Genomic DNA, 17,613 nt, shown 5'->3' with positions numbered 1-17,613 from the left:
CGGTTTTTCCGGGCCCCGCACCGAACGGGCGACGGACACCGGCGAAGGGGACGAGTCCGGAACGTGCGGTTGTGCACCCTTGTGCGAACGGGCGCGAGGGGTTTGGGTGGGACGAGTGTGCCGCGCCCCGACCGGGGCCGGCGGCATGTCGCGACCACAGGAGGATGCTGACATGTCCGACGCGTCGACTGACTCGGCGGGCGACTGTACGGAGCACCGCACAGTCCTCACCGAGGCCGATGTGGAGGCCCTCATCCGGGGCATCTGTTTCAAGACCGGCCCGCCCCGCACCGTCGGGGTGGAGCTGGAATGGCTGGTCCACGAGCTGCGCGACCCGCGGCTCCCCGTCACACCTGAACGACTCGCGGCGGCCTACGCCGCACTGCGCACGGTGCCCCTGGAGTCCGCGCTCACCGTCGAGCCCGGTGGCCAGCTCGAGCTCAGCTCGCCGCCCGCCGCCTCCCTCACCGCCTGCGTGGAGACCGTCTCGGCCGATCTGGCCGCCGTCCGGTCCGTGCTTCGCGGCCAGGGCCTCGCCCTCGCCGGACTTGGCACCGATCCCTGGCACCCGCCCCGCCGCTTCCTGCACGAACCGCGCTACGACGCGATGGAGACCCACCTCGACCGCGCCGGGCCGGCGGGCCGCGCCATGATGTGCAGCTCGGCCTCGGTGCAGGTGTGCCTGGACGCCGGGCACGAGGAGCCCGGCCCGCTGGGGCACGGGCGGCGCTGGTGGCTGGCGCACACCCTGGGCGCGGTCCTGGTGGCGGCCTTCGCGAACTCCCCGGTGCTGGACAACCGGCCCACCGGCTGGCGCTCCACGCGGCAGTTGCTGTGGACCGCCATCGGCGCGGGCCGGGCGGGCGCCCCGCCCCTGGCCGAGGAGCCCCGCACCGCCTGGGCACGGCACGTCCTGGACGCGCCGGTGATGTGCCGGCGCCGGGACTCCGGCCCGTGGGACGTGCCCGACGGGCTGACGTTCCGGGAGTGGACCCGCACCGGGGCCCCCACCCGGGAGGACCTCGACTACCACGTCTCGACGCTGTTCCCGCCGGTCAGGCCGCGCGGCCACCTGGAACTGCGCATGATCGACGCGCAGCCCGGCGAGGACGGCTGGATCGTGCCGCTGGCGGTGACGACCGCCCTGTTCGAGGACCCGGAGGCCGCCGAGACCGCCTACCGGGCGGCCAAGCCGCTCGCCGAGCGGGCCCTGCCCGGGCCCGCCCCGCACAACCCGCTGTGGCTGGACGCGGCCCGCGCGGGACTGTCCGACCCCGAGCTGCGCGAGGCGGCCGAGGTGTGCTTCACGGCGGCCCTGGAGGCCCTCCCCCGGATCGGCGCCGGACCGGCGCTCACCGACGCCGTGGCGGCGTTCCGGGAGCGCTACGTCCTGGCCGGCCGCACGCCCGCCGACGACCTCCTCGACCGCCTGAGCGGCATGGACGGCCACCCGGCTCCGGACGGTCACCCCCACGGTCACTCCCACGGGAAGGACATCCCCTCATGACGGAACCCGCCTTCGACGCCGAGATCCTGCGCGAGCGGGCTCTGACCACCCTCGTCACGGCCCGTGAGCGCACCACGCTGCTCACGAGCTGCGTCGAGGAGCCCGACCTGACCGCACAGATCTCGCCGCTGATGTCGCCGCTGGTGTGGGACCTCGCCCACATCGGCAACCAGGAGGAGCTGTGGCTGCTGCGCGCGGTCGCGGGCCGGGAGGCGATGCGGCCGGAGATCGACGGCCTCTACGACGCCTTCGAGCATCCGCGCGCCGAGCGCCCCTCCCTGCCGCTGCTGTCGCCGAAGGAGGCCCGGGCGTACGCCGCCGAGGTGCGCGGCCGGGTCCTGGACGTGCTGACGTCGGCCGACTTCCACGGCGCCCGGCTCACCGAGGCGGGCTTCGCGTTCGGGATGGTCGCGCAGCACGAACAGCAGCACGACGAGACCATGCTGATCACCCATCAGCTCCGGCGCGGCCCGCAGGCCCTGACCGCGCCCGACCCCGACCCGGCGCCGCTGTTCACCGGCCCGGCCGAAGTCCTCGTGCCGGGCGGTCCGTTCACCATGGGCACCTCCGCCGAGCCGTGGGCGCTGGACAACGAGCGGCCCGCGCACCGGGTCGACGTGCCGGCGTTCCACATCGACACCACGCCGGTGACCAACGGCGCCTACCAGGCGTTCATCGAGGACGGCGGCTACGACGACGAGCGCTGGTGGACGCCGGAGGGCTGGGCGCACGTGCGGCGCGCCTCCCTCACCGCGCCGCTGTTCTGGCACCGCGACGGCGGACAGTGGCTGCGCCGCCGCTTCGGCGTCACCGAGGTCGTGCCGCCGGACGAGCCGGTGCTGCACGTGTGCTGGTACGAGGCCGACGCCTACGCCCGCTGGGCCGGGCGCCGGCTGCCCACCGAGGCGGAGTGGGAGAAGGCGGCCCGCTTCGACCCGGCCACCGGCGGCTCGATGCGCTACCCGTGGGGCGACGCCGACCCGGCGCCGGAGCACGCCAACCTCGGGCAGCGGCACCTGCGCCCGGCCCCGGCGGGCAGCTACCCGGCCGGTGAGTCGCCGCTCGGCGTACGGCAGTTGATCGGCGACGTGTGGGAGTGGACGGCGAGCGACTTCCTGCCCTACCCCGGGTTCCGGGCGTTCCCGTACAAGGAGTACTCGGAGGTGTTCTTCGGCCCGGAGTACAAGGTGCTGCGCGGCGGTTCGTTCGCCGTGGACCCGGTGGCCTGCCGGGGCACGTTCCGCAACTGGGACTACCCGGTGCGGCGGCAGATCTTCTCCGGCTTCCGCACCGCCCGCTCGGGGGCCGTCTGATGTGCCGTCACGTGGCGTACGTGGGGGGCGAGGAGCCGCTCGGCCGGCTCCTCGTCGAGCCCCCGCACGGCCTGTACCGGCAGTCCTGGGCGCCCCGCCGGCAGCGGCACGGCACGGTGAACGCCGACGGCTTCGGCGTCGGCTGGTACGCCGGGGACGACCCGGTGCCGGCCCGCTACCGGCGGGCCGGGCCGATCTGGGCCGACCTGTCCTTCGCGGACCTGGCCCGGGTGGTGCGCACCCGGGCGCTGCTGGCCGCCGTGCGCGACGCGACGCTGTCCGGGGCGGACGCGGAGGCCGCGGCGGCGCCGTTCGCCGCGGGCCGGTGGCTGTTCAGCCACAACGGCGCCGTCCCCGGCTGGCCCGGCTCCCTGGCGCCCCTCGCGGGCACGCTGACGGCGGCCGACCTGCTGTCGCTGGAGGCCCGCAACGACTCGGCGTTCGTCTGGGCGCTGGTCCTGGCACGGCTGCGGGCCGGGGACGACGCCGGGCGGGCGCTGGCCGACACGGTCGCCGAGGTCGCCGGAGCGGCCCCGGCGGCCCGGCTGAACCTGCTGCTCACCGACGGCGACACCATCACGGCGACCGCCTGGGGCGACACCCTGTGGTACCTCGCCGGGCCCGGCCGCGGGACGGTCGTGGCCTCCGAGCCGTACGACGACGACCCCGCCTGGCGGGAGGTCGCCGACCGCACGCTGCTCACCGCGAGCCGTACCGAGGTGCTGCTCACCCCCCTCAAGGACCCCGGCACCGGGAACCCCGGGGGCGCCCCGGGCCCGGCCGACGACGCGACACCCGCACCGACCGAGGAGCACTGGACGTGAGTCCGTTCCGCATCACCCGCACCCTGCCCGAGGACGCCACGGACGCGGCGCTGCGCGCCGACGTGCTGCACGGCCTCACCACCACACCCAAGACGCTGCCGCCGAAATGGTTCTACGACGCGCACGGCAGCGCCCTGTTCGAGCTGATCACCGACCTGCCCGAGTACTACCCGACGCGCGCCGAGCGGGAGATCCTCGACGCCCGGGCCACCGAGATCGCCGCCGCGTCCGGCGCCCGCACCCTGGTCGAACTGGGCTCCGGGTCCTCCGAGAAGACCCGGCTGCTCCTCGACGCCCTCACCGGCCTGCGCGCGTACGTCCCGGTCGACGTCAGCGAGAGCGCGCTGACCGGCGCCGGGCAGGCCCTGGCCGCCGAGCGGCCCCGGCTGGAGGTGCACGCCCTGATCGCCGACTTCACGCAGCCGTTGGAGCTGCCGGACACGCCGGGTCCCCGGCTACTGGCGTTCCTCGGCGGCACGATCGGCAACCTGCTGCCGGCCGAGCGGGCGCGGTTCCTCGCCTCGGTGCGCGCACTGCTCGCACCCGGCGACGCCCTGCTGCTCGGCACGGACCTGGTCAAGGACGAGCAGGTCCTGGTGCGGGCCTACGACGACGCGGCCGGGGTGACGGCCGCGTTCAACAAGAACGTCCTGGCCGTCGTCGACCGGGAACTGGGCGCCGACTTCGACCCCGACGCCTTCGACCACGTGGCCCTGTGGGACGCGGACCAGGAGTGGATCGAGATGCGGCTGCGGTCGCGCACCGCGCAGACCGTGAAGGTGCCGGCCCTCGGTCTGGCCGTGGACTTCGCGGCGGGCGAGGACCTGCGCACCGAGGTCTCGGCGAAGTTCCGCCAGGAGGGTGTGCGTGCGGAACTGGCCGAGGCGGGGCTGGAGCTGGCCCACTGGTGGACGGACGCGGAGGGCCGCTTCGCGCTGTCGCTGAGCACGGTGCGCTGACCGGGGACCGGCGCCCCGGCCCGGGCGGCGGACGCGGACCGGGGGCCGCGCACCGACCGGCCCGGGTCAGCCGGCGTCGACCGTCAGCGCCTCCGTGATCCGCGCGGAGGCGCGCCGGGCCTCGGTCGCCGGGTCGGAGCCGGTGAGCACCTTCGTCATGTAGGCCTTGATCGGGTTGTCCGCCTCGACGGCGGCCCACTCGGGTGTGCTGGGGGTCGCCCGGCCCTGCGCGGCCCCGGCCGCCATGGCCGCGACCCCCTCCTCACCGGCCACCGCCGGGGCCAGCTTCGCCTTGTTGGGCACGTAGTTCATGGTGCGGGCCAGGTCCGTGTCCCAGCGGGCGCCGGTGAGCGCGGCGACCACGGCGATCGCGCCCTCGCGCCGGTCGGTCGAGCGCGGGACGACCAGGTCCGAGCCGCCGGTGAAGACGGCACCGGGCTTGCCCGCGGTGCGGCCGGGCACGGGGAAGAACCCCAACTTGCCCTTCAGGGCAGGGTTGCTGTCCAGGATCGCCCGGGCGAGGCCGGGCACGGCGACGATCTGGGCGGCCTTGCCGGACGCGAACACCCCTGCCTGCGGCGGGTGTTCCTCGTCGGCGCCGGCGGGACCGTCGCCGAGGGCGTGCAGCCGCCGGTAGAAGTCCATGCCGCGCAGGGCGGCGGGTCTCTCCAGGGCGCCCGACCAGCGGCCGCCCTCCTCGGTGGCCAGTTCGCCGCCCTCGTCCCAGATGAACCCGGCGAGGGTGTACCAGTCCTGTCCCGCGAGGTAGATGCCCTGCGTGCCGTCGCCGTCCAGCCGTTCGGTGACGTGGAGCCACTCGGCGCGGGTGCGGGGCGGGGCGGTGATGCCGGCCCGGGCGAAGAGGTCCTTGCGGTAGATGACCACGCGGTTGGCCGCGTACCAGGGGATCCCGTACTGGTGGTAGCGCAGTTGGCCGGGCTCGGCGAGGCCGGGCAGCCAGTCCTTGCCGCCCCAGTCGCGGGCCGACTCCAGCGTCAGGTCGAGCAGCCGGCCGCCGTCGACGTACTGCGGGACCTGGGTGTTGCCGACCTCGATGACGTCCGGGGGGTCGGGGTGGTTGCTCTCCTCGTCGCCCGGCTCGTCGCCCGCCAGGACCTTCTGCACCTTGTCGCCGATGCCGGTCCACTCCTGGATGCGGATGTCCAGGCGGAGGTCGGGGTGGTCGTGCTCGAAGTCCTCGGTGAAGCGCTCCAGGAACTCCTGGGAGGCGCTGTCCTTCATCAACCACACGGTGACCGTGTGCCGTTCGGACCCTCCGGGGAGCAGGCCGCAGCCGCTCAGGAGGGATGCGGACACGCACAGGAGGGCGAGGAGGCGTCGTCGTCTCACGAGGGTCCTTGTTCTGCCTGGTGGACAGGGGCGAGGGGCCCGACGTGGGGGACCGAGCACAGCGCTCGAACGGGTGCCACGGATTTTGGTATGGACCAATGCGGAGGTCAAGGGTTACCCGGGGTCCCGCCCCGACGCCTCGCGCCGCGCCGCAGCTTGCGGCACGGTGGAGTGACGCGTGCCACACCCCGGGACGCGGCCGCCTCCCGAGAGGAACCGTCATGACGAACCACACCTACCGGGTCACCGAGATCGTCGGCACGTCCCCGGACGGCGTCGACCAGGCCATCCGCAACGGCATCACCCGCGCCTCGCAGACGCTGCGCAACCTGGACTGGTTCGAGGTGACCCAGGTGCGCGGCCAGCTCGAGGACGGCGACGTCGCGCACTGGCAGGTGGGCCTGAAGGTGGGCTTCCGCCTGGAGGAGGGCGACAGCGCCGGCGAGTGACGGGGCCGGGGACCTCCGGGGCGCTCGCCGGCCCCACGGGCCCGGGCCCGCGCCGGGCCCGGGTCCGGCTCCGGGCTCAGGTCCGGCCCTCGCCCTCCTGCGCCTGGCGCAGCGCGCCCGACGGGGTCGCCCAGGTGGCCCGTACGACGGTGAAGCCCGCGTGCTCGGCGTCGTCGCACACCTGCGGGTCGTCGTCCACCAGGACGCGGACCTCGCGGGCGCGGGCCAGCCTGCGCAGGATGTCCAGCTTGGTGCGGCGCGCGGGCCGGCGGTCGCCGTCGCGCCGCATGTACACCCGCCCCTCGGGACAGCCGTGCGCGGCGAGCCATTCCAGGGTGTCCCGGCGGCAGCGCTCGGGCCGCCCGGTGAGGTAGACGACCTCGCAGGCCGCGGCGCTCTCCACGGCCAGCGCGATGCCCTCGGCCAGCGGCGGGTCGTGCGGGGCGGCGGCGAAGAAGGCGTCCCAGTCCCGCGGCCGCCGCTCCAGGAAGCGCTGGCGGTGCGCGGTGTCGGCGAGTGTGTTGTCCAGGTCGAAGACGGCGAGCGGCCGCCGCGCACTGTCGGTCACGCGGCCAGCCTAGGCGGGCCCTCTGACAGTCGCCCCCGCGCCGGGCCCGTCGGAATGCCGGGGGCCGGAGGGCGTTGAACCCTGTGTGAACTCGTCGAACCCGTTGACCGCGCGCGCCCGCTTCTCCGTCCTCGACCGCTCCCGCATCCGTGCGGGGCGCCCGCCGGGCGAGGCGCTGCGGGACACCGTGCGGCTGGCGCGGGAGGCGGAGGCGCTCGGGTACCACCGGTTCTGGGTGTCCGAGCACCACGGGGTGCCCGGTGTGGCCGGGTCCGCCCCTACGGTGCTGGCGGCGGCCGTGGCGGGCGCCACCGACCGCATCCGGGTCGGCACGGGCGGGGTGATGCTGCCCAACCACCGCCCGCTGGTGGTCGCCGAGCAGTTCGGCGTGCTGGAGTCGCTGTTCCCGGGCCGGATCGACATGGGGCTCGGCCGCTCCGTCGGGTTCACGGACGGCGTGCGCCGGGCCCTCGGGCGCGACAAGGAGGACGCCGGGGACTTCGCCGCCCAGATCGAGGAGCTGCTCGGCTGGTTCCGGGGCACCTCCCCCACCGGTGTGCACGCGCGGCCGCCGGAGGGGCTCAGCGTGCCGCCGTTCGTTCTGGCGATGGGCGAGGGCGCGGACATCGCCGCCCGCCTCGGCCTGCCCCTGGTCATCGGCGACCTGCGCGGCCGGGACCGGATGCGCAGCGGGATCGACCGGTACCGGGACGCCTTCCGCCCCTCCGCGTACGCGCAGCAGCCGTACGTCGTCGTCTCCGGCACGGTCGCGGTCGCCCCCACTCCCGAGGCGGCCCGGCGGCTGCTGGTCCCGGAGGCGTGGTCGATGGCGTACTCCCGCACGCACGGCACGTTCCCGCCGCTGCCGCCGGCCGAGGAGGTCGAGCGGCGGCCGATGACCGACAAGGAGCGCGGCCTGTACGAGTCGGGCCTGACCGGGCACATCGCGGGCACGCCCGAGCAGGTCGCCGGGGAGCTGGAGACCTTGCTGAAGGAGACGGACGCCGACGAGGTGCTGGTCACGACCAGCACCCACGACCGCGAGGCGCTGGTGGAGTCCTACCGGCTGCTGGCCGCCGTGGTGCACTGAGCCGGCGCGCCCCGGGCCGTCCGGGCCGGGCGGCCGTGCGGGGCGCGCGGGGCGTGCGCGGCCGCCCGCGCGTCGTCGCCCCGCGCGGCCGTCTCGGCCGCCGCCGCGAGGTCCCGGCGGGTGCCGTGCGGCGCGAGCGGCGGCCGTACGTCCACGTCGGCGACCAGGCCGCGGGCCGTGGCGACCCGCCACAGCGAGGTGAGCAGCGAGTCGTCGCCGATGAACGCGGGGGCGGTGCTGGCCGCTCCGCCCCCGGTGCGGTAGCGGATGCGCACCGGCTGCACCGGGACCCCGGCGTCCAGCGCGGCCTGGAACGCGGCGCGGCGGAATCGGCCCTGGGCGCGTCCGCACCAGGTGCTGCCCTCGGGGAACACCGCCACGGCCTGTCCGCGGCGCAGCACGTCGGCGAGGTGGGCGACGGTGCCGGGCAGCGCGCGCAGCCGGTCCCGGTCGATGAACAGCACCCCGCCGCGCGCGACGATCCGGCCCGCCACCGGCCAGGTCCGGATCTCCTGCTTGGCGACCATCCGGGCCGGGCGAACGGCCGCGAGGAGCGGGACGTCCAGCCAGGAGATGTGGTTGGCGACCAGCAGCAGTCCGCCGTCGGGCGGGGCCGCCCCGGTGATGCGCACCCGTACGCCGGCGGCGCGCACGACCGTACGGCACCACCCGCGCACCCACCGGGCGGGCAGGTGTGCGCCGAGCGGGGTCAGGGCGATGCCGGCGAGCAGCAGCAGGAGGACGGCGGTGAGCCGGGCCGCGGCGCGGGGCACGGTCGTGGCCCGCGAGGTCGCGTCGATGCACGCCCGCGGGGTGCAGGGCGCGCCGGGCAGCCAGACGCTCATCAGGCCGCGGCGGGGACGAGCGAGAGGAAGTGCCGCAGGTAGCGCGGGTTGACCCGGCGCATCGACAGCAGCACGTACAGGTCGGCCACCCCGAAGTCCGGGTCGTGGGCGGGTTCGCCGCACACCCAGGCGCCGAGGCGCAGGTAGCCGCGCAGCAGGGCGGGCAGCTCGGTGCGCGCGGCCGGCGCGGGCCGCGCGCCCGGCGTCCAGGGCAGCAGCGGGCGGACCCGGAACTCCTCGGGCGCGAGGTGCTTGTCGCGCACCCGGTCCCAGGTGCCGGCCGCGAGCCGGCCGCCGTCGGCCAGCGGGACCGAGCAGCAGCCGGCCAGCCACTCGTGGCCGCCGTCGGCCATGTAGCGGGCGATGCCGGCCCAGATCAGGCCGATCACGGCGCCGTCGCGGTGGTCGGGGTGCACGCACGAGCGGCCCACCTCCACCATCCCGGGGCGGATCGCGTGCAGCGGCGAGAGGTCGAACTCGCCCTCGGAGTACAGCCGTCCGGCGATCGCGGCGCGCTCCGGCGGGAGCAGCCGGTAGGTACCGACGACCTGCCCGGTCAGCGTGTCGCGGACGAGCAGGTGGTCGCAGTACGCGTCGAAGGGGTCGACGTCGTGACCGGGCTGCGGGCTGGTCAGCAGGGCGCCCATCTCCCCGGCGAACACGTCGTGCCGCAGGCGCTGCGCGGCCCGCACGTCCTCCTCGTCGCGGGCCAGGCCGACGGTGTAGCGGGCGGGGGCCGTGCTCTGCGGGGGTCGGTCGAGGGTGGGAACGCCGGTCATGGCTCTCTCCTGGTCACGGTCCGTCGGCGGCGAGCGCTGCCGCCGGTCCTGTTCTTCCGACGGCGGTTGGCGTGTACGTGACCGTTGCCAGGAGCGTGGGTGTGGGGTTGTTGAACAGCCCGGGGAACCCAGACGGGGCCGGGGATGAGCACCACTCCCGGCCCCGCCCGTCCGCCCTGTGCGGCGAACGTTCTCAGTGGGTTTCCCCCAGGTCGTGTCCGCAAAGTCGCGTCGTCCGCCCGGACGCCGCGGGGCAGGCGGGACTTTGCGGACACGGCCTAGCGCTTGGCGACCTTGCGGGTCGCGCGCAGCCATTCCTTGTTCATGCTGGTGATGGAGGTCAGCGGGATGCCCTTGGGGCAGGCGGTGGCGCACTCCCCCGCGAGGGTGCAGCCGCCGAAGCCCTCCTCGTCCATCTGCGCCACCATGTCCAGCACCCGGGTCTCACGCTCGGGCGCGCCCTGCGGCAGCACGTTGAGGTGGTTGACCTTCGCGGAGGTGAACAGCATCGCCGCCCCGTTGGGGCAGGCCGCGACACACGCGCCGCAGCCGATGCATTCGGCGTGCTCGAAGGCGAGGTCGGCGTCCGGCTTGGGCACGGGCGTGGCGTGCGCCTCCGGCGCGGACCCGGTCGGCGCGGTGATGTACCCGCCGGCCTGGATGATCCGGTCGAACGCCGACCGGTCCACCACGAGGTCCTTGATCACCGGGAAGGCGGACGCCCGCCAGGGCTCGATGTCGAGGGTGTCGCCGTCCCGGAAGGAGCGCATGTGGAGCTGGCAGGTGGTGGTGCGCTCGGGGCCGTGCGCGTCGCCGTTGATCACCAGGGAGCAGGCACCGCAGATGCCCTCCCGGCAGTCGTGGTCGAAGGCCACCGGGTCCTCGCCCTTGAGGATGAGCTCCTCGTTGAGCGTGTCGAGCATCTCCAGGAAGGACATGTCGGGCGAGACGCCGTCCACCTCGTACGTGGACATGGCGCCGTCGGCGTCGGCGTTCTTCTGGCGCCAGACGCGCAGGGTGAGCTTCATGCGTAGCTCCGCTGGGTGGGGTGGACGTACTCGAAGACGAGGTCTTCCTTGTGCAGGACGGGGGCCTGCCCGGTGCCGGTGAACTCCCAGGCCGCGGCGTAGGAGAACTCCTCGTCCCGGCGGGCGGCCTCGCCGTCGGGCGTCTGCGACTCCTCGCGGAAGTGGCCGCCGCAGGACTCGGCGCGGTGCAGTGCGTCGAGGCACATCAGCTCGGCGAGCTCGAGGTAGTCGACGATCCGGTTGGCCTTCTCCAGCGACTGGTTGAACTCCTCGCCGGTGCCCGGGACCTTGATGCGCCGCCAGAACTCCGCACGGATCTGCGGGATGCGCTCCAGCGCCTTGCGCAGCCCCGCCTCCGTGCGGGCCATGCCGCAGAACTCCCACATCAGCTCGCCGACCTCGCGGTGGAAGCTGTCGGGCGTGCGGTCGCCGTCGACCGACAGCAGGAGGTGCAGCCGGTCCTCCGTCTCCGCCAACGCCTCCTGTACGACGGGGTGTTCGTCGTCCACGGGGTCCAGGCGGGGGTTGCGGGCGAGGTAGTCGTTGAGGGTGGCCGGCAGCACGAAGTAGCCGTCGGCCAGGCCCTGCATCAGCGCGGACGCGCCGAGCCGGTTGGCGCCGTGGTCGGAGAAGTTGGCCTCACCGATCGCGAACAGGCCGGGGACCGTGGTCTGCAGGTCGTAGTCGACCCACAGGCCGCCCATCGTGTAGTGCACGGCCGGGTAGATCCGCATCGGCACCCGGTACGGATCCTCGTCGGTGATCCGCTGGTACATGTCGAAGAGGTTGCCGTACTTGGCCTCGACGGCCGCCCGGCCCATGCGCCGGATCGCGTCCGCGAAGTCCAGGTAGACGCCCTGGCCTCCGGGGCCCACGCCCCTGCCCTCGTCGCAGACGTTCTTCGCGGCGCGGGAGGCGATGTCCCGGGGGACGAGGTTGCCGAAGGACGGGTAGATGCGTTCCAGGTAGTAGTCGCGCTCGTCCTCGGGGATCTCGTGCGGCGGCCGGGTGTCGCCCTTGGCCCGGGGCACCCAGATCCGGCCGTCGTTGCGCAGCGACTCGCTCATCAGCGTCAGCTTCGACTGGTGGTCGCCGGTGCGCGGGATGCAGGTGGGGTGGATCTGGGTGAAGCAGGGGTTGGCGAAGTACGCGCCGCGCCGGTGCGCCCGCCAGACGGCCGTGGCGTTGGAGTTCATGGCGTTCGTCGACAGGTGGAAGACGTTGCCGTAGCCGCCGCTGGCGAGGACCACCGCGTCCGCGAAGTACGTCGAGACCGCCCCCGTGACCAGGTCCCGGGCGACGATGCCGCGGGCCCGCCCGTCGACGACGATCAGGTCGAGCATCTCGGTGCGCGGGTGCAGCTCCACGCCGCCGGCGGCGATCTGCCGCGACAGGGCCTGGTAGGCGCCGAGCAGGAGCTGCTGGCCCGTCTGGCCGCGGGCGTAGAAGGTGCGGGAGACCTGGACGCCGCCGAAGGAGCGGGTGTCGAGCAGGCCGCCGTACTCGCGGGCGAACGGCACGCCCTGGGCCACGCACTGGTCGATGATCTCCACCGAGATCTGCGCCAGGCGGTGCACGTTGGACTCGCGGGCCCGGAAGTCGCCGCCCTTGACGGTGTCGTAGAACAGGCGGTGGACCGAGTCGCCGTCGTTGCGGTAGTTCTTCGCCGCGTTGATGCCCCCTTGCGCGGCGATGGAGTGGGCGCGGCGCGGGGAGTCCTGGTAGCAGAACTGGACGACGTGGTAGCCCTGTTCCGCCAGGGTGGCGCCGGCGGAGCCGCCCGCGAGACCGGTGCCGACGACGATCACCGTGTGCTTGCGGCGGTTGGCGGGGTTGACCAGCTTCGCCTCGAAGCGGCGCTTGTCCCAGCGCTCGTGGACGGGGCCGGAGGGTGCCTTGGTGTCGCAGACCGGAGCGCCGGTCGGGTAGGTCACGTAGTCGGTCATGTCAGCTCACCACTCCGGTCATGACGCCCACGGGGACGGCGACGAAGCCGGCCGTGAGCAGCAGCGCGAGGACGTCGGCGACGGCCCTGAGGGCCCGGTTGCGGGTGCGGCTGCCGGCGCCGAGGGTCTGGGCGGCACTGAAGAAGCCGTGCCGGACGTGCAGGCCGAGGGCGAGCATCGCGACGAGGTAGACGACGTTGCCGTACCAGGTGGAGAAGGTGTCCACGACGTTCTGGTACGGGTGGCCCTCCTGGAAGCCGCCGGAGTGCACGGTGCCGGTGGTCAGGTCGAGGAGGTGCCAGACGATGAACAGCCCGAGGATGACCCCGCCCCAGCGCATGGTGCGCGTGGCGTAGCTCGCCCGGGCCTTCTTGTGGACGTACTTGCTCGGGCGGGCGCGCAGGTCGCGGCGGCTGAGCTGGTAGGCGGACACGGCGTGGGCGACGACCGCGGCGACGAGCACGACGCGGATCAGCCAGAGCGTCCACTCGTAGTGCATGAACGGCTCGCCGAGCGTGCGCAGCCAGTGCGCGTAGTGGTCGAACTCGCCGGGGCCGAAGAAGATCTTCAAGTTCCCGATCATGTGGACGACCAGGTACAGCAGCATGACGATGCCGCTGACGGCCATCACCGCCTTCTTGCCGACGGAGGAGTCCCACACGGTGCGCGCCAGGGAGGGCCGGCGGTCCGTCCGCGTTGCCAGTGCCATGGCACAGACGCTAGGCGGCCCACCCCTCATCGGTCCAAGACATGGTGCGGCTTGATTCCATAGGACCCGGCTATCACGGCCGTATGCTGGCGCCATGCAGTTCCAGCAGCTCCAGTACTTCGTCGCCGTCGCCGAGACCCGGCACTTCACCCGGGCCGCCGAGCTGGTGCACGTGGCCCAGCCGTCGCTGTCGCAGCAGATCAGGGCGCTGGAGCGGGACCTGGGCGCCGACCTGTTCGTGCGGGCCCGCGGCAACATCGCGCTCACCGACGCGGGCGAGGCGCTGCTGCCGCTGGCCCGGCGGATCCTCGCGGACGCCGAGACGGCCCGTTACGAGGTGCAGGAACTGGTGCAGTTGCGCGGCGGCCGGGTGCGGCTGGGGGCGACGCCGAGCCTGTGCACCGGCCTGCTGCCGGACGTGCTGCGGGCCTTCCACGACCGTTATCCGGGCGTCCGGCTGCTGATCGAGGAGAGCGGCTCGCACGACCTGATCCGGGAACTGGCCCGGGGCGCGCTGGACCTGGCGCTGGTGGTGCTGCCGCTGCCCACGCCGGCCCCCGCGCTGACCACCGTCGAGCTGCTCCGGGAGGACCTGGTGGTGGTGTCCTCGCCGGACGCGCCCCGGCCCGGCGGCGGGAAGCGCACGGTGGACGTCGCCGACCTGGAGGGCGAGCGCCTCGTGATGTTCCGGCACGGCTACGACCTGCGGGAATTGACCGTCGCGGCGTGCCGCTCCGCCGGTTTCGAGCCGACCTTCGCGGTCGAGGGCGGCGAGATGGACGCCGTGCTGGGCTTCGTCCGCGCGGGGCTCGGGGTGGCCGTGGTCCCGCGCATGGTGGCGGCCCGGTCGGGCCGGGGCCTGAGGGTCACCCCACTGGCCCGGCCCGGACTGCACCGCACGATCGCGCTGGCCCACCGCAGCGACGTCGCTCCCCCGCGGGCCGCGCGCGAGCTGCAGCGGATGCTGCTGGAGCGGTGACCCCCGTCCGCGCGGCGCCCCGGCCGGCGGCGCCGGGCCGCGCCGGGCGGTCAGCCCGTGGCGTCCACCAGGGCGAGCTGGTGCAGGCGCTCGGGCGGGCCCGGACGGGCGTAGTACCAGCCCTGGGCCGTGTCGCAGCCCAGTATCCGGAGCTGCTCGGCCTGCGCGCCGGTCTCCACGCCCTCCACGGTGACCGCGAGGTCCAGGCTGTGGGCCAGGGAGACGATGCCCTCGACGATCTTCAGGTCGACCGGGTCGGCCGGGAACTGCTGCATGCTCTGGGTGAACGAGCGGTCCAGCTTGAGCACGCTCACCGGCAGCCGGCGCAGGTTCGCCAGGTTCGAGTAGCCGGTGCCGAAGTCGTCCAGGGCGATGTCGACGCCCATCTCGGCCAGCCGGCGCAGCGGCTTGAGCAGGTCGTCGTCCGCGCCGATCAGCGCCGACTCGGTCACCTCCAGGCACAGCACCTGCGGCTCGACGCCCGCCCGCTCCAGGATGTCCACCGTGTCCTGCACCAGGCCGGGGTGGGTGAGCTGGCAGGGCGAGAGGTTCACGTTGATCCGCAGCGGCCCGTCGCCGTGGCGTTCGCGCCAGGCGCGCGCCTGGCGCACCGACTGCTCCAGCACCCAGCGGCCCAACGGCACGATGAGCCCGGTGTCCTCGGCGAGCGGGATGAACCGGTCGGGGCCGAGGACACCGTGCTGCGGGTGCAGCCAGCGCACCAGCGCCTCCGCGCCGCGCACGCTGCCGTCACCGAGGTGGACCAGCGGCTGGTACTCGATGAAGAACTCGCCGCGCTCCAGGGCCGCCGGCAGCGCCGTGGTCAGGCCGTGCCGGGTGATCGCGCGGGCGTCGGCCTCCGGGTCGGCCAGCTCGAAGCGGTTGCCGCCCGCCGACTTGGCCCGGTACATCGTGATGTCGGCGCTGCGCAACACCTCCGCCGCGCTGCGCTCGCCCGCCGCGCCCTCGACGATGCCGATGCTGCCGCGCACGGTCAGCTCCCGGCCCTCGATGCGGACCGGGGCGAGCAGGGCGTTCATGATGCGCGCGGCCAGCTCGTCGACCTCGTGGCGGGCGTTCGGACCGGTGGTCAGCGCGACGAACTCGTCACCGCCGAGGCGCGCCACCATCTCGCCGGGCGCGGTGGCGCAGGACTGCAGCCGGTCGGCGACCTCGACGAGCAGCCGGTCGCCGGCCGCGTGGCCGAGGCTGTCGTTGATGGTCTTGAAGCCGTCCAGGTCGAGGTAGCACAGTCCGAAGCGCTGGCCCTCGCCCGCCGCCAGGACCTTTTCCAGCCGCTCGAAGAACAGGGTGCGGTTGGGCAGTCCGGTGAGCGCGTCGTGGGTGGCCTCGTAGCGCAGCCGCAGGTTCAGCAGCCGCCGCTCGGTGGTGTCCTCCATCAGGGCGAGCTGGTACTGCGGCCGGCCGTCGGCGTCGCGCAGCAGGGACACCGTGAGGTTGGTCCACAGGACCGTGCCGTCCGGCCGGTAGAACGCCTTCTCCACGTGGTAGTGCTCGCGTTCGCCGCGCACCAGCTCGTCGTAGAGCTTCCAGACCTGGGGGGCGTCCTCGGCGTGCGTCCAGTCCTTGACGTTGCGGGCGCGGAAGGCACCCTCGCCGCCGCCGAACATGCGCTGCAGGGCGCCGTTGACCTGGAGGACGTTGCCGTCGAGGTCCGCGATGCCGATGCCTATGGCGGCGCCCTCGAACACCGCGCGGAAGCGGGCCTCACTGGTGTGCAGCGCCTGCGCGACCACCCCCTGGGCCTGCAACGCCGCCTGGGCGATGGCCTCCTGCTCGGCGAGCGTGCGCTCGCGCAGCGCCTGCGCGAACCCGGCGGCCATGGCGTGCTGGAGCCGGGAGGACCGCAGTCGCAGCTCCTCCTGGGGCCCGTCCTCGCCGCAGTACAGCACCAGGTACGCCTCGACGCAGTCCAGCGCGCGGCTGAGAGCCTCGGGGTCGGTGCAGTGCGCCCCGACGAGGGCGGCACCGACGGCGCGGCCCTCGTCGGCGTCGAACGCCCGCGCCAGCAGCGCCAGCCGCAGCCGCCGTGCCAGCGGCAGCAGCAGTTCCTCGAACTCCGGCCGGGTCAGCGACGTGGAGGTGACCGGGAAGACCGCCCGGCTCCAGATCGTCGCGAACCGCCGCAGTCTGTCCTCCGGCCCGTCCGGCTCCGCGCTCACGCCGCGGTCCCCACGCCGGCGAACCCGGAGAAGGCATAGGGGTCCTCGTCCTCCGGTGCCGTCTCCGGCCGCCACCGCGGCATCGGCACCAGTCCCGGTTCCACCATGTCGTACCCCTCGAAGAACCGCGCGATGTCCTCGCGCGAGCGCATGATCAGCGGGTTGCGGATGTCCTCGTACACGTCCACCGCGCCCTCGGCCCGCTCCGGCGGCAGCGGGATCCCCTCGTACGAGGCGTGCGTGAGGATCAGCATGCTGCCCGGCGCGCAGGCGTCGCGCAGCTCCGCCACCGCCGCGTACGGGTCGTCGTCGTCCTCCACGAAGTGCAGTATGGCAACGAGCAGCAGGGCGACCGGCCGCTCCGGGTCGATCAGCCGCTGCACCTGGGGACTGGCGAGGATCTCCTGCGGCTTGAGCAGGTCGGCCGCGACGACGTCGGCGTGCTCGTTGCCCTCCAGCACGGCCTGGCTGTGCGCGACCGCCACCGGGTCGTGGTCGACGTAGACGACCCGGGCGCCCGGACTGGCCTCCTGGGCGACCTCGTGGACGTTGCCGAACGTGGGGATGCCCGAACCGATGTCGAGGAACTGGGTGATGCCCTCGGCCGCGGCGTACCGCACGGCCCGCCGGGTGAACGCCCGGTTCGCCTGCATGATCTTGGGCAGTCCCGGCATGAACTCCATGGCCCTGCGCGCCGCTTGGCGGTCCACCTCGAAGTTGTGGCAGCCGCCGAGGAAGAAGTCGTAGATGCGCGAGACGCTGGGCACCGAGATGTCGATGCTCCGCGGGGCCCAGGCGGGACGCTCCATCTATCTCTCCAAGGCGTAGGCGATCCGGTGTTCGAGCAGAGGCTACTGATCGCCCGCCAAAGGAGCGAGTGGAACCGGAAATTGACCGTCCGTTCCCGGTCACTGCCTGCGGCACGTGCCGTGCCGCGGGCGCCGACCGGTGTCTACGAAACGTACCGGAGGCACTCCGGAGCGTTCCGGTTCCCGAAGGAGCGGCGGCCGGTCCCCGTACAGAAGGTGAAGCGTCGGCGACGCCCCGTCCCGCGGGGAGCCGGCCGGGGAACGCGGAAGTCCGC

General features: G+C 74.0%; 16 protein-coding genes. 7 read left to right on the top strand and 9 right to left on the bottom strand.

Translation table 11 applies throughout. From position 1 onward, the window contains the following. Window positions 1–172: 172 nt before the first annotated feature. Genes egtA through egtD form a run of 4 tightly spaced genes read left to right on the top strand, consistent with a single transcriptional unit; the run spans window position 173 to window position 4,603 of the window. The gene (egtA, locus tag E4U92_RS14595) at window positions 173–1,507 is read left to right on the top strand and encodes an ergothioneine biosynthesis glutamate--cysteine ligase EgtA (protein ID WP_137300803.1); all 1,335 of its coding nucleotides are present in this window, start codon (window positions 173–175) and stop codon (window positions 1,505–1,507) included. Beyond that, window positions 1,504–2,820, top strand: coding sequence for an ergothioneine biosynthesis protein EgtB (gene egtB, locus E4U92_RS14590; protein WP_137300802.1), 1,317 nt, complete (start codon window positions 1,504–1,506; stop codon window positions 2,818–2,820). The genes egtA and egtB overlap by 4 nt, the downstream gene beginning before the upstream one ends. Next, window positions 2,820–3,644 carry an ergothioneine biosynthesis protein EgtC gene (gene egtC, locus E4U92_RS14585; protein WP_137300801.1) on the top strand — a complete coding sequence of 275 codons (825 nt, stop codon included), beginning with the start codon at window positions 2,820–2,822 and terminating at the stop codon, window positions 3,642–3,644. The genes egtB and egtC overlap by 1 nt, the downstream gene beginning before the upstream one ends. Beyond that, complete coding sequence (gene egtD / locus E4U92_RS14580) at window positions 3,641–4,603, top strand: L-histidine N(alpha)-methyltransferase (protein ID WP_137300800.1); 963 nt, start codon at window positions 3,641–3,643, stop codon at window positions 4,601–4,603. The genes egtC and egtD overlap by 4 nt, the downstream gene beginning before the upstream one ends. Before the next feature lie 66 nt (window positions 4,604–4,669). On the opposite strand, the gene E4U92_RS14575 is transcribed toward egtD, so the two are convergent. After that, the gene (locus tag E4U92_RS14575; RefSeq protein ID WP_137300799.1) at window positions 4,670–5,953 is read right to left on the bottom strand and encodes an extracellular solute-binding protein; all 1,284 of its coding nucleotides are present in this window, start codon (window positions 5,951–5,953) and stop codon (window positions 4,670–4,672) included. A 221-nt stretch (window positions 5,954–6,174) separates the two neighbouring features. Between E4U92_RS14575 and E4U92_RS14570 the strand changes: the two genes are divergently transcribed. Beyond that, window positions 6,175–6,402, top strand: a complete 228-nt coding sequence (locus tag E4U92_RS14570) for a dodecin (protein WP_137300798.1) — start codon at window positions 6,175–6,177, stop codon at window positions 6,400–6,402. Between the two features lie 76 nt (window positions 6,403–6,478). Here E4U92_RS14570 and E4U92_RS14565 read toward each other — a convergent pair whose 3' ends face one another. Then, a complete protein-coding gene (locus tag E4U92_RS14565) occupies window positions 6,479–6,970 on the bottom strand; it encodes a phosphatase domain-containing protein (RefSeq protein WP_137300797.1) in 492 nt (163 codons plus the stop codon). 85 nt (window positions 6,971–7,055) lie between these two features. Between E4U92_RS14565 and E4U92_RS14560 the strand changes: the two genes are divergently transcribed. Beyond that, window positions 7,056–8,060 (top strand): LLM class flavin-dependent oxidoreductase, encoded by a 1,005-nt coding sequence (locus E4U92_RS14560; RefSeq protein WP_168725118.1) that lies wholly within the window; start codon window positions 7,056–7,058, stop codon window positions 8,058–8,060. Here the strand turns inward: E4U92_RS14560 and E4U92_RS14555 are convergent. From E4U92_RS14555 to E4U92_RS14535, 5 genes are all read right to left on the bottom strand, one after another. Next, window positions 8,030–8,905: a lysophospholipid acyltransferase family protein gene (locus E4U92_RS14555; RefSeq protein ID WP_137300796.1), complete on the bottom strand. Its 876-nt coding sequence runs from the start codon at window positions 8,903–8,905 to the stop codon at window positions 8,030–8,032. The two genes, E4U92_RS14560 and E4U92_RS14555, sit on opposite strands and share 31 nt — an antisense overlap. Further along, entirely contained in the window at window positions 8,905–9,684 is a 780-nt protein-coding gene (locus tag E4U92_RS14550) for a GNAT family N-acetyltransferase (RefSeq protein ID WP_137300795.1), read from the bottom strand. The genes E4U92_RS14555 and E4U92_RS14550 overlap by 1 nt, the downstream gene beginning before the upstream one ends. A 278-nt stretch (window positions 9,685–9,962) precedes the next feature. Next, window positions 9,963–10,712 (bottom strand): succinate dehydrogenase/fumarate reductase iron-sulfur subunit, encoded by a 750-nt coding sequence (locus tag E4U92_RS14545; RefSeq protein ID WP_137300794.1) that lies wholly within the window; start codon window positions 10,710–10,712, stop codon window positions 9,963–9,965. Further along, window positions 10,709–12,658: a fumarate reductase/succinate dehydrogenase flavoprotein subunit gene (locus E4U92_RS14540; protein WP_137300793.1), complete on the bottom strand. Its 1,950-nt coding sequence runs from the start codon at window positions 12,656–12,658 to the stop codon at window positions 10,709–10,711. Before E4U92_RS14540 ends, E4U92_RS14545 begins: the two co-directional genes overlap by 4 nt. Window position 12,659: 1 nt before the next feature. Then, a complete protein-coding gene (locus E4U92_RS14535; RefSeq protein WP_168725131.1) occupies window positions 12,660–13,331 on the bottom strand; it encodes a succinate dehydrogenase in 672 nt (223 codons plus the stop codon). 130 nt (window positions 13,332–13,461) lie between these two features. On the opposite strand from E4U92_RS14535, the gene E4U92_RS14530 reads away from it, so the two are divergent. Continuing rightward, complete coding sequence (locus tag E4U92_RS14530; protein WP_137300791.1) at window positions 13,462–14,346, top strand: LysR family transcriptional regulator; 885 nt, start codon at window positions 13,462–13,464, stop codon at window positions 14,344–14,346. 50 nt (window positions 14,347–14,396) lie between these two features. Here E4U92_RS14530 and E4U92_RS14525 read toward each other — a convergent pair whose 3' ends face one another. Then, complete coding sequence (locus E4U92_RS14525) at window positions 14,397–16,529, bottom strand: putative bifunctional diguanylate cyclase/phosphodiesterase (RefSeq protein WP_137300790.1); 2,133 nt, start codon at window positions 16,527–16,529, stop codon at window positions 14,397–14,399. Further along, on the bottom strand, window positions 16,526–17,338 hold the full coding sequence (locus E4U92_RS14520) for an SAM-dependent methyltransferase (RefSeq protein WP_137300789.1): 813 nt from the start codon (window positions 17,336–17,338) through the stop codon (window positions 16,526–16,528). The genes E4U92_RS14525 and E4U92_RS14520 overlap by 4 nt, the downstream gene beginning before the upstream one ends. Window positions 17,339–17,613 lie beyond the last annotated feature (275 nt).

Source organism: Streptomyces galbus (assembly GCF_005280195.1).
GTDB lineage: Bacteria > Actinomycetota > Actinomycetes > Streptomycetales > Streptomycetaceae > Streptomyces > Streptomyces galbus.
The sequence above is the reverse complement of the archived record's forward strand: the minus strand, read 5'-3'. Positions and strand labels throughout refer to the sequence as shown.

What these genes read in the sequence shown, in the direction of transcription:
- egtA (WP_137300803.1), top strand. Translation starts at nt 173, where the DNA reads ATGTCCGACGCGTCGACTGACTCGGCGGGCGACTGTACGGAGCACCGC.
- egtB (WP_137300802.1), top strand. Translation starts at nt 1,504, where the DNA reads ATGACGGAACCCGCCTTCGACGCCGAGATCCTGCGCGAGCGGGCTCTG.
- egtC (WP_137300801.1), top strand. Translation starts at nt 2,820, where the DNA reads ATGTGCCGTCACGTGGCGTACGTGGGGGGCGAGGAGCCGCTCGGCCGG.
- E4U92_RS14570 (WP_137300798.1), top strand. Translation starts at nt 6,175, where the DNA reads ATGACGAACCACACCTACCGGGTCACCGAGATCGTCGGCACGTCCCCG.
- E4U92_RS14555 (WP_137300796.1), bottom strand. Translation starts at nt 8,905, where the DNA reads ATGAGCGTCTGGCTGCCCGGCGCGCCCTGCACCCCGCGGGCGTGCATC.
- E4U92_RS14550 (WP_137300795.1), bottom strand. Translation starts at nt 9,684, where the DNA reads ATGACCGGCGTTCCCACCCTCGACCGACCCCCGCAGAGCACGGCCCCC.
- E4U92_RS14545 (WP_137300794.1), bottom strand. Translation starts at nt 10,712, where the DNA reads ATGAAGCTCACCCTGCGCGTCTGGCGCCAGAAGAACGCCGACGCCGAC.
- E4U92_RS14540 (WP_137300793.1), bottom strand. Translation starts at nt 12,658, where the DNA reads ATGACCGACTACGTGACCTACCCGACCGGCGCTCCGGTCTGCGACACC.
- E4U92_RS14530 (WP_137300791.1), top strand. Translation starts at nt 13,462, where the DNA reads ATGCAGTTCCAGCAGCTCCAGTACTTCGTCGCCGTCGCCGAGACCCGG.
- E4U92_RS14520 (WP_137300789.1), bottom strand. Translation starts at nt 17,338, where the DNA reads ATGGAGCGTCCCGCCTGGGCCCCGCGGAGCATCGACATCTCGGTGCCC.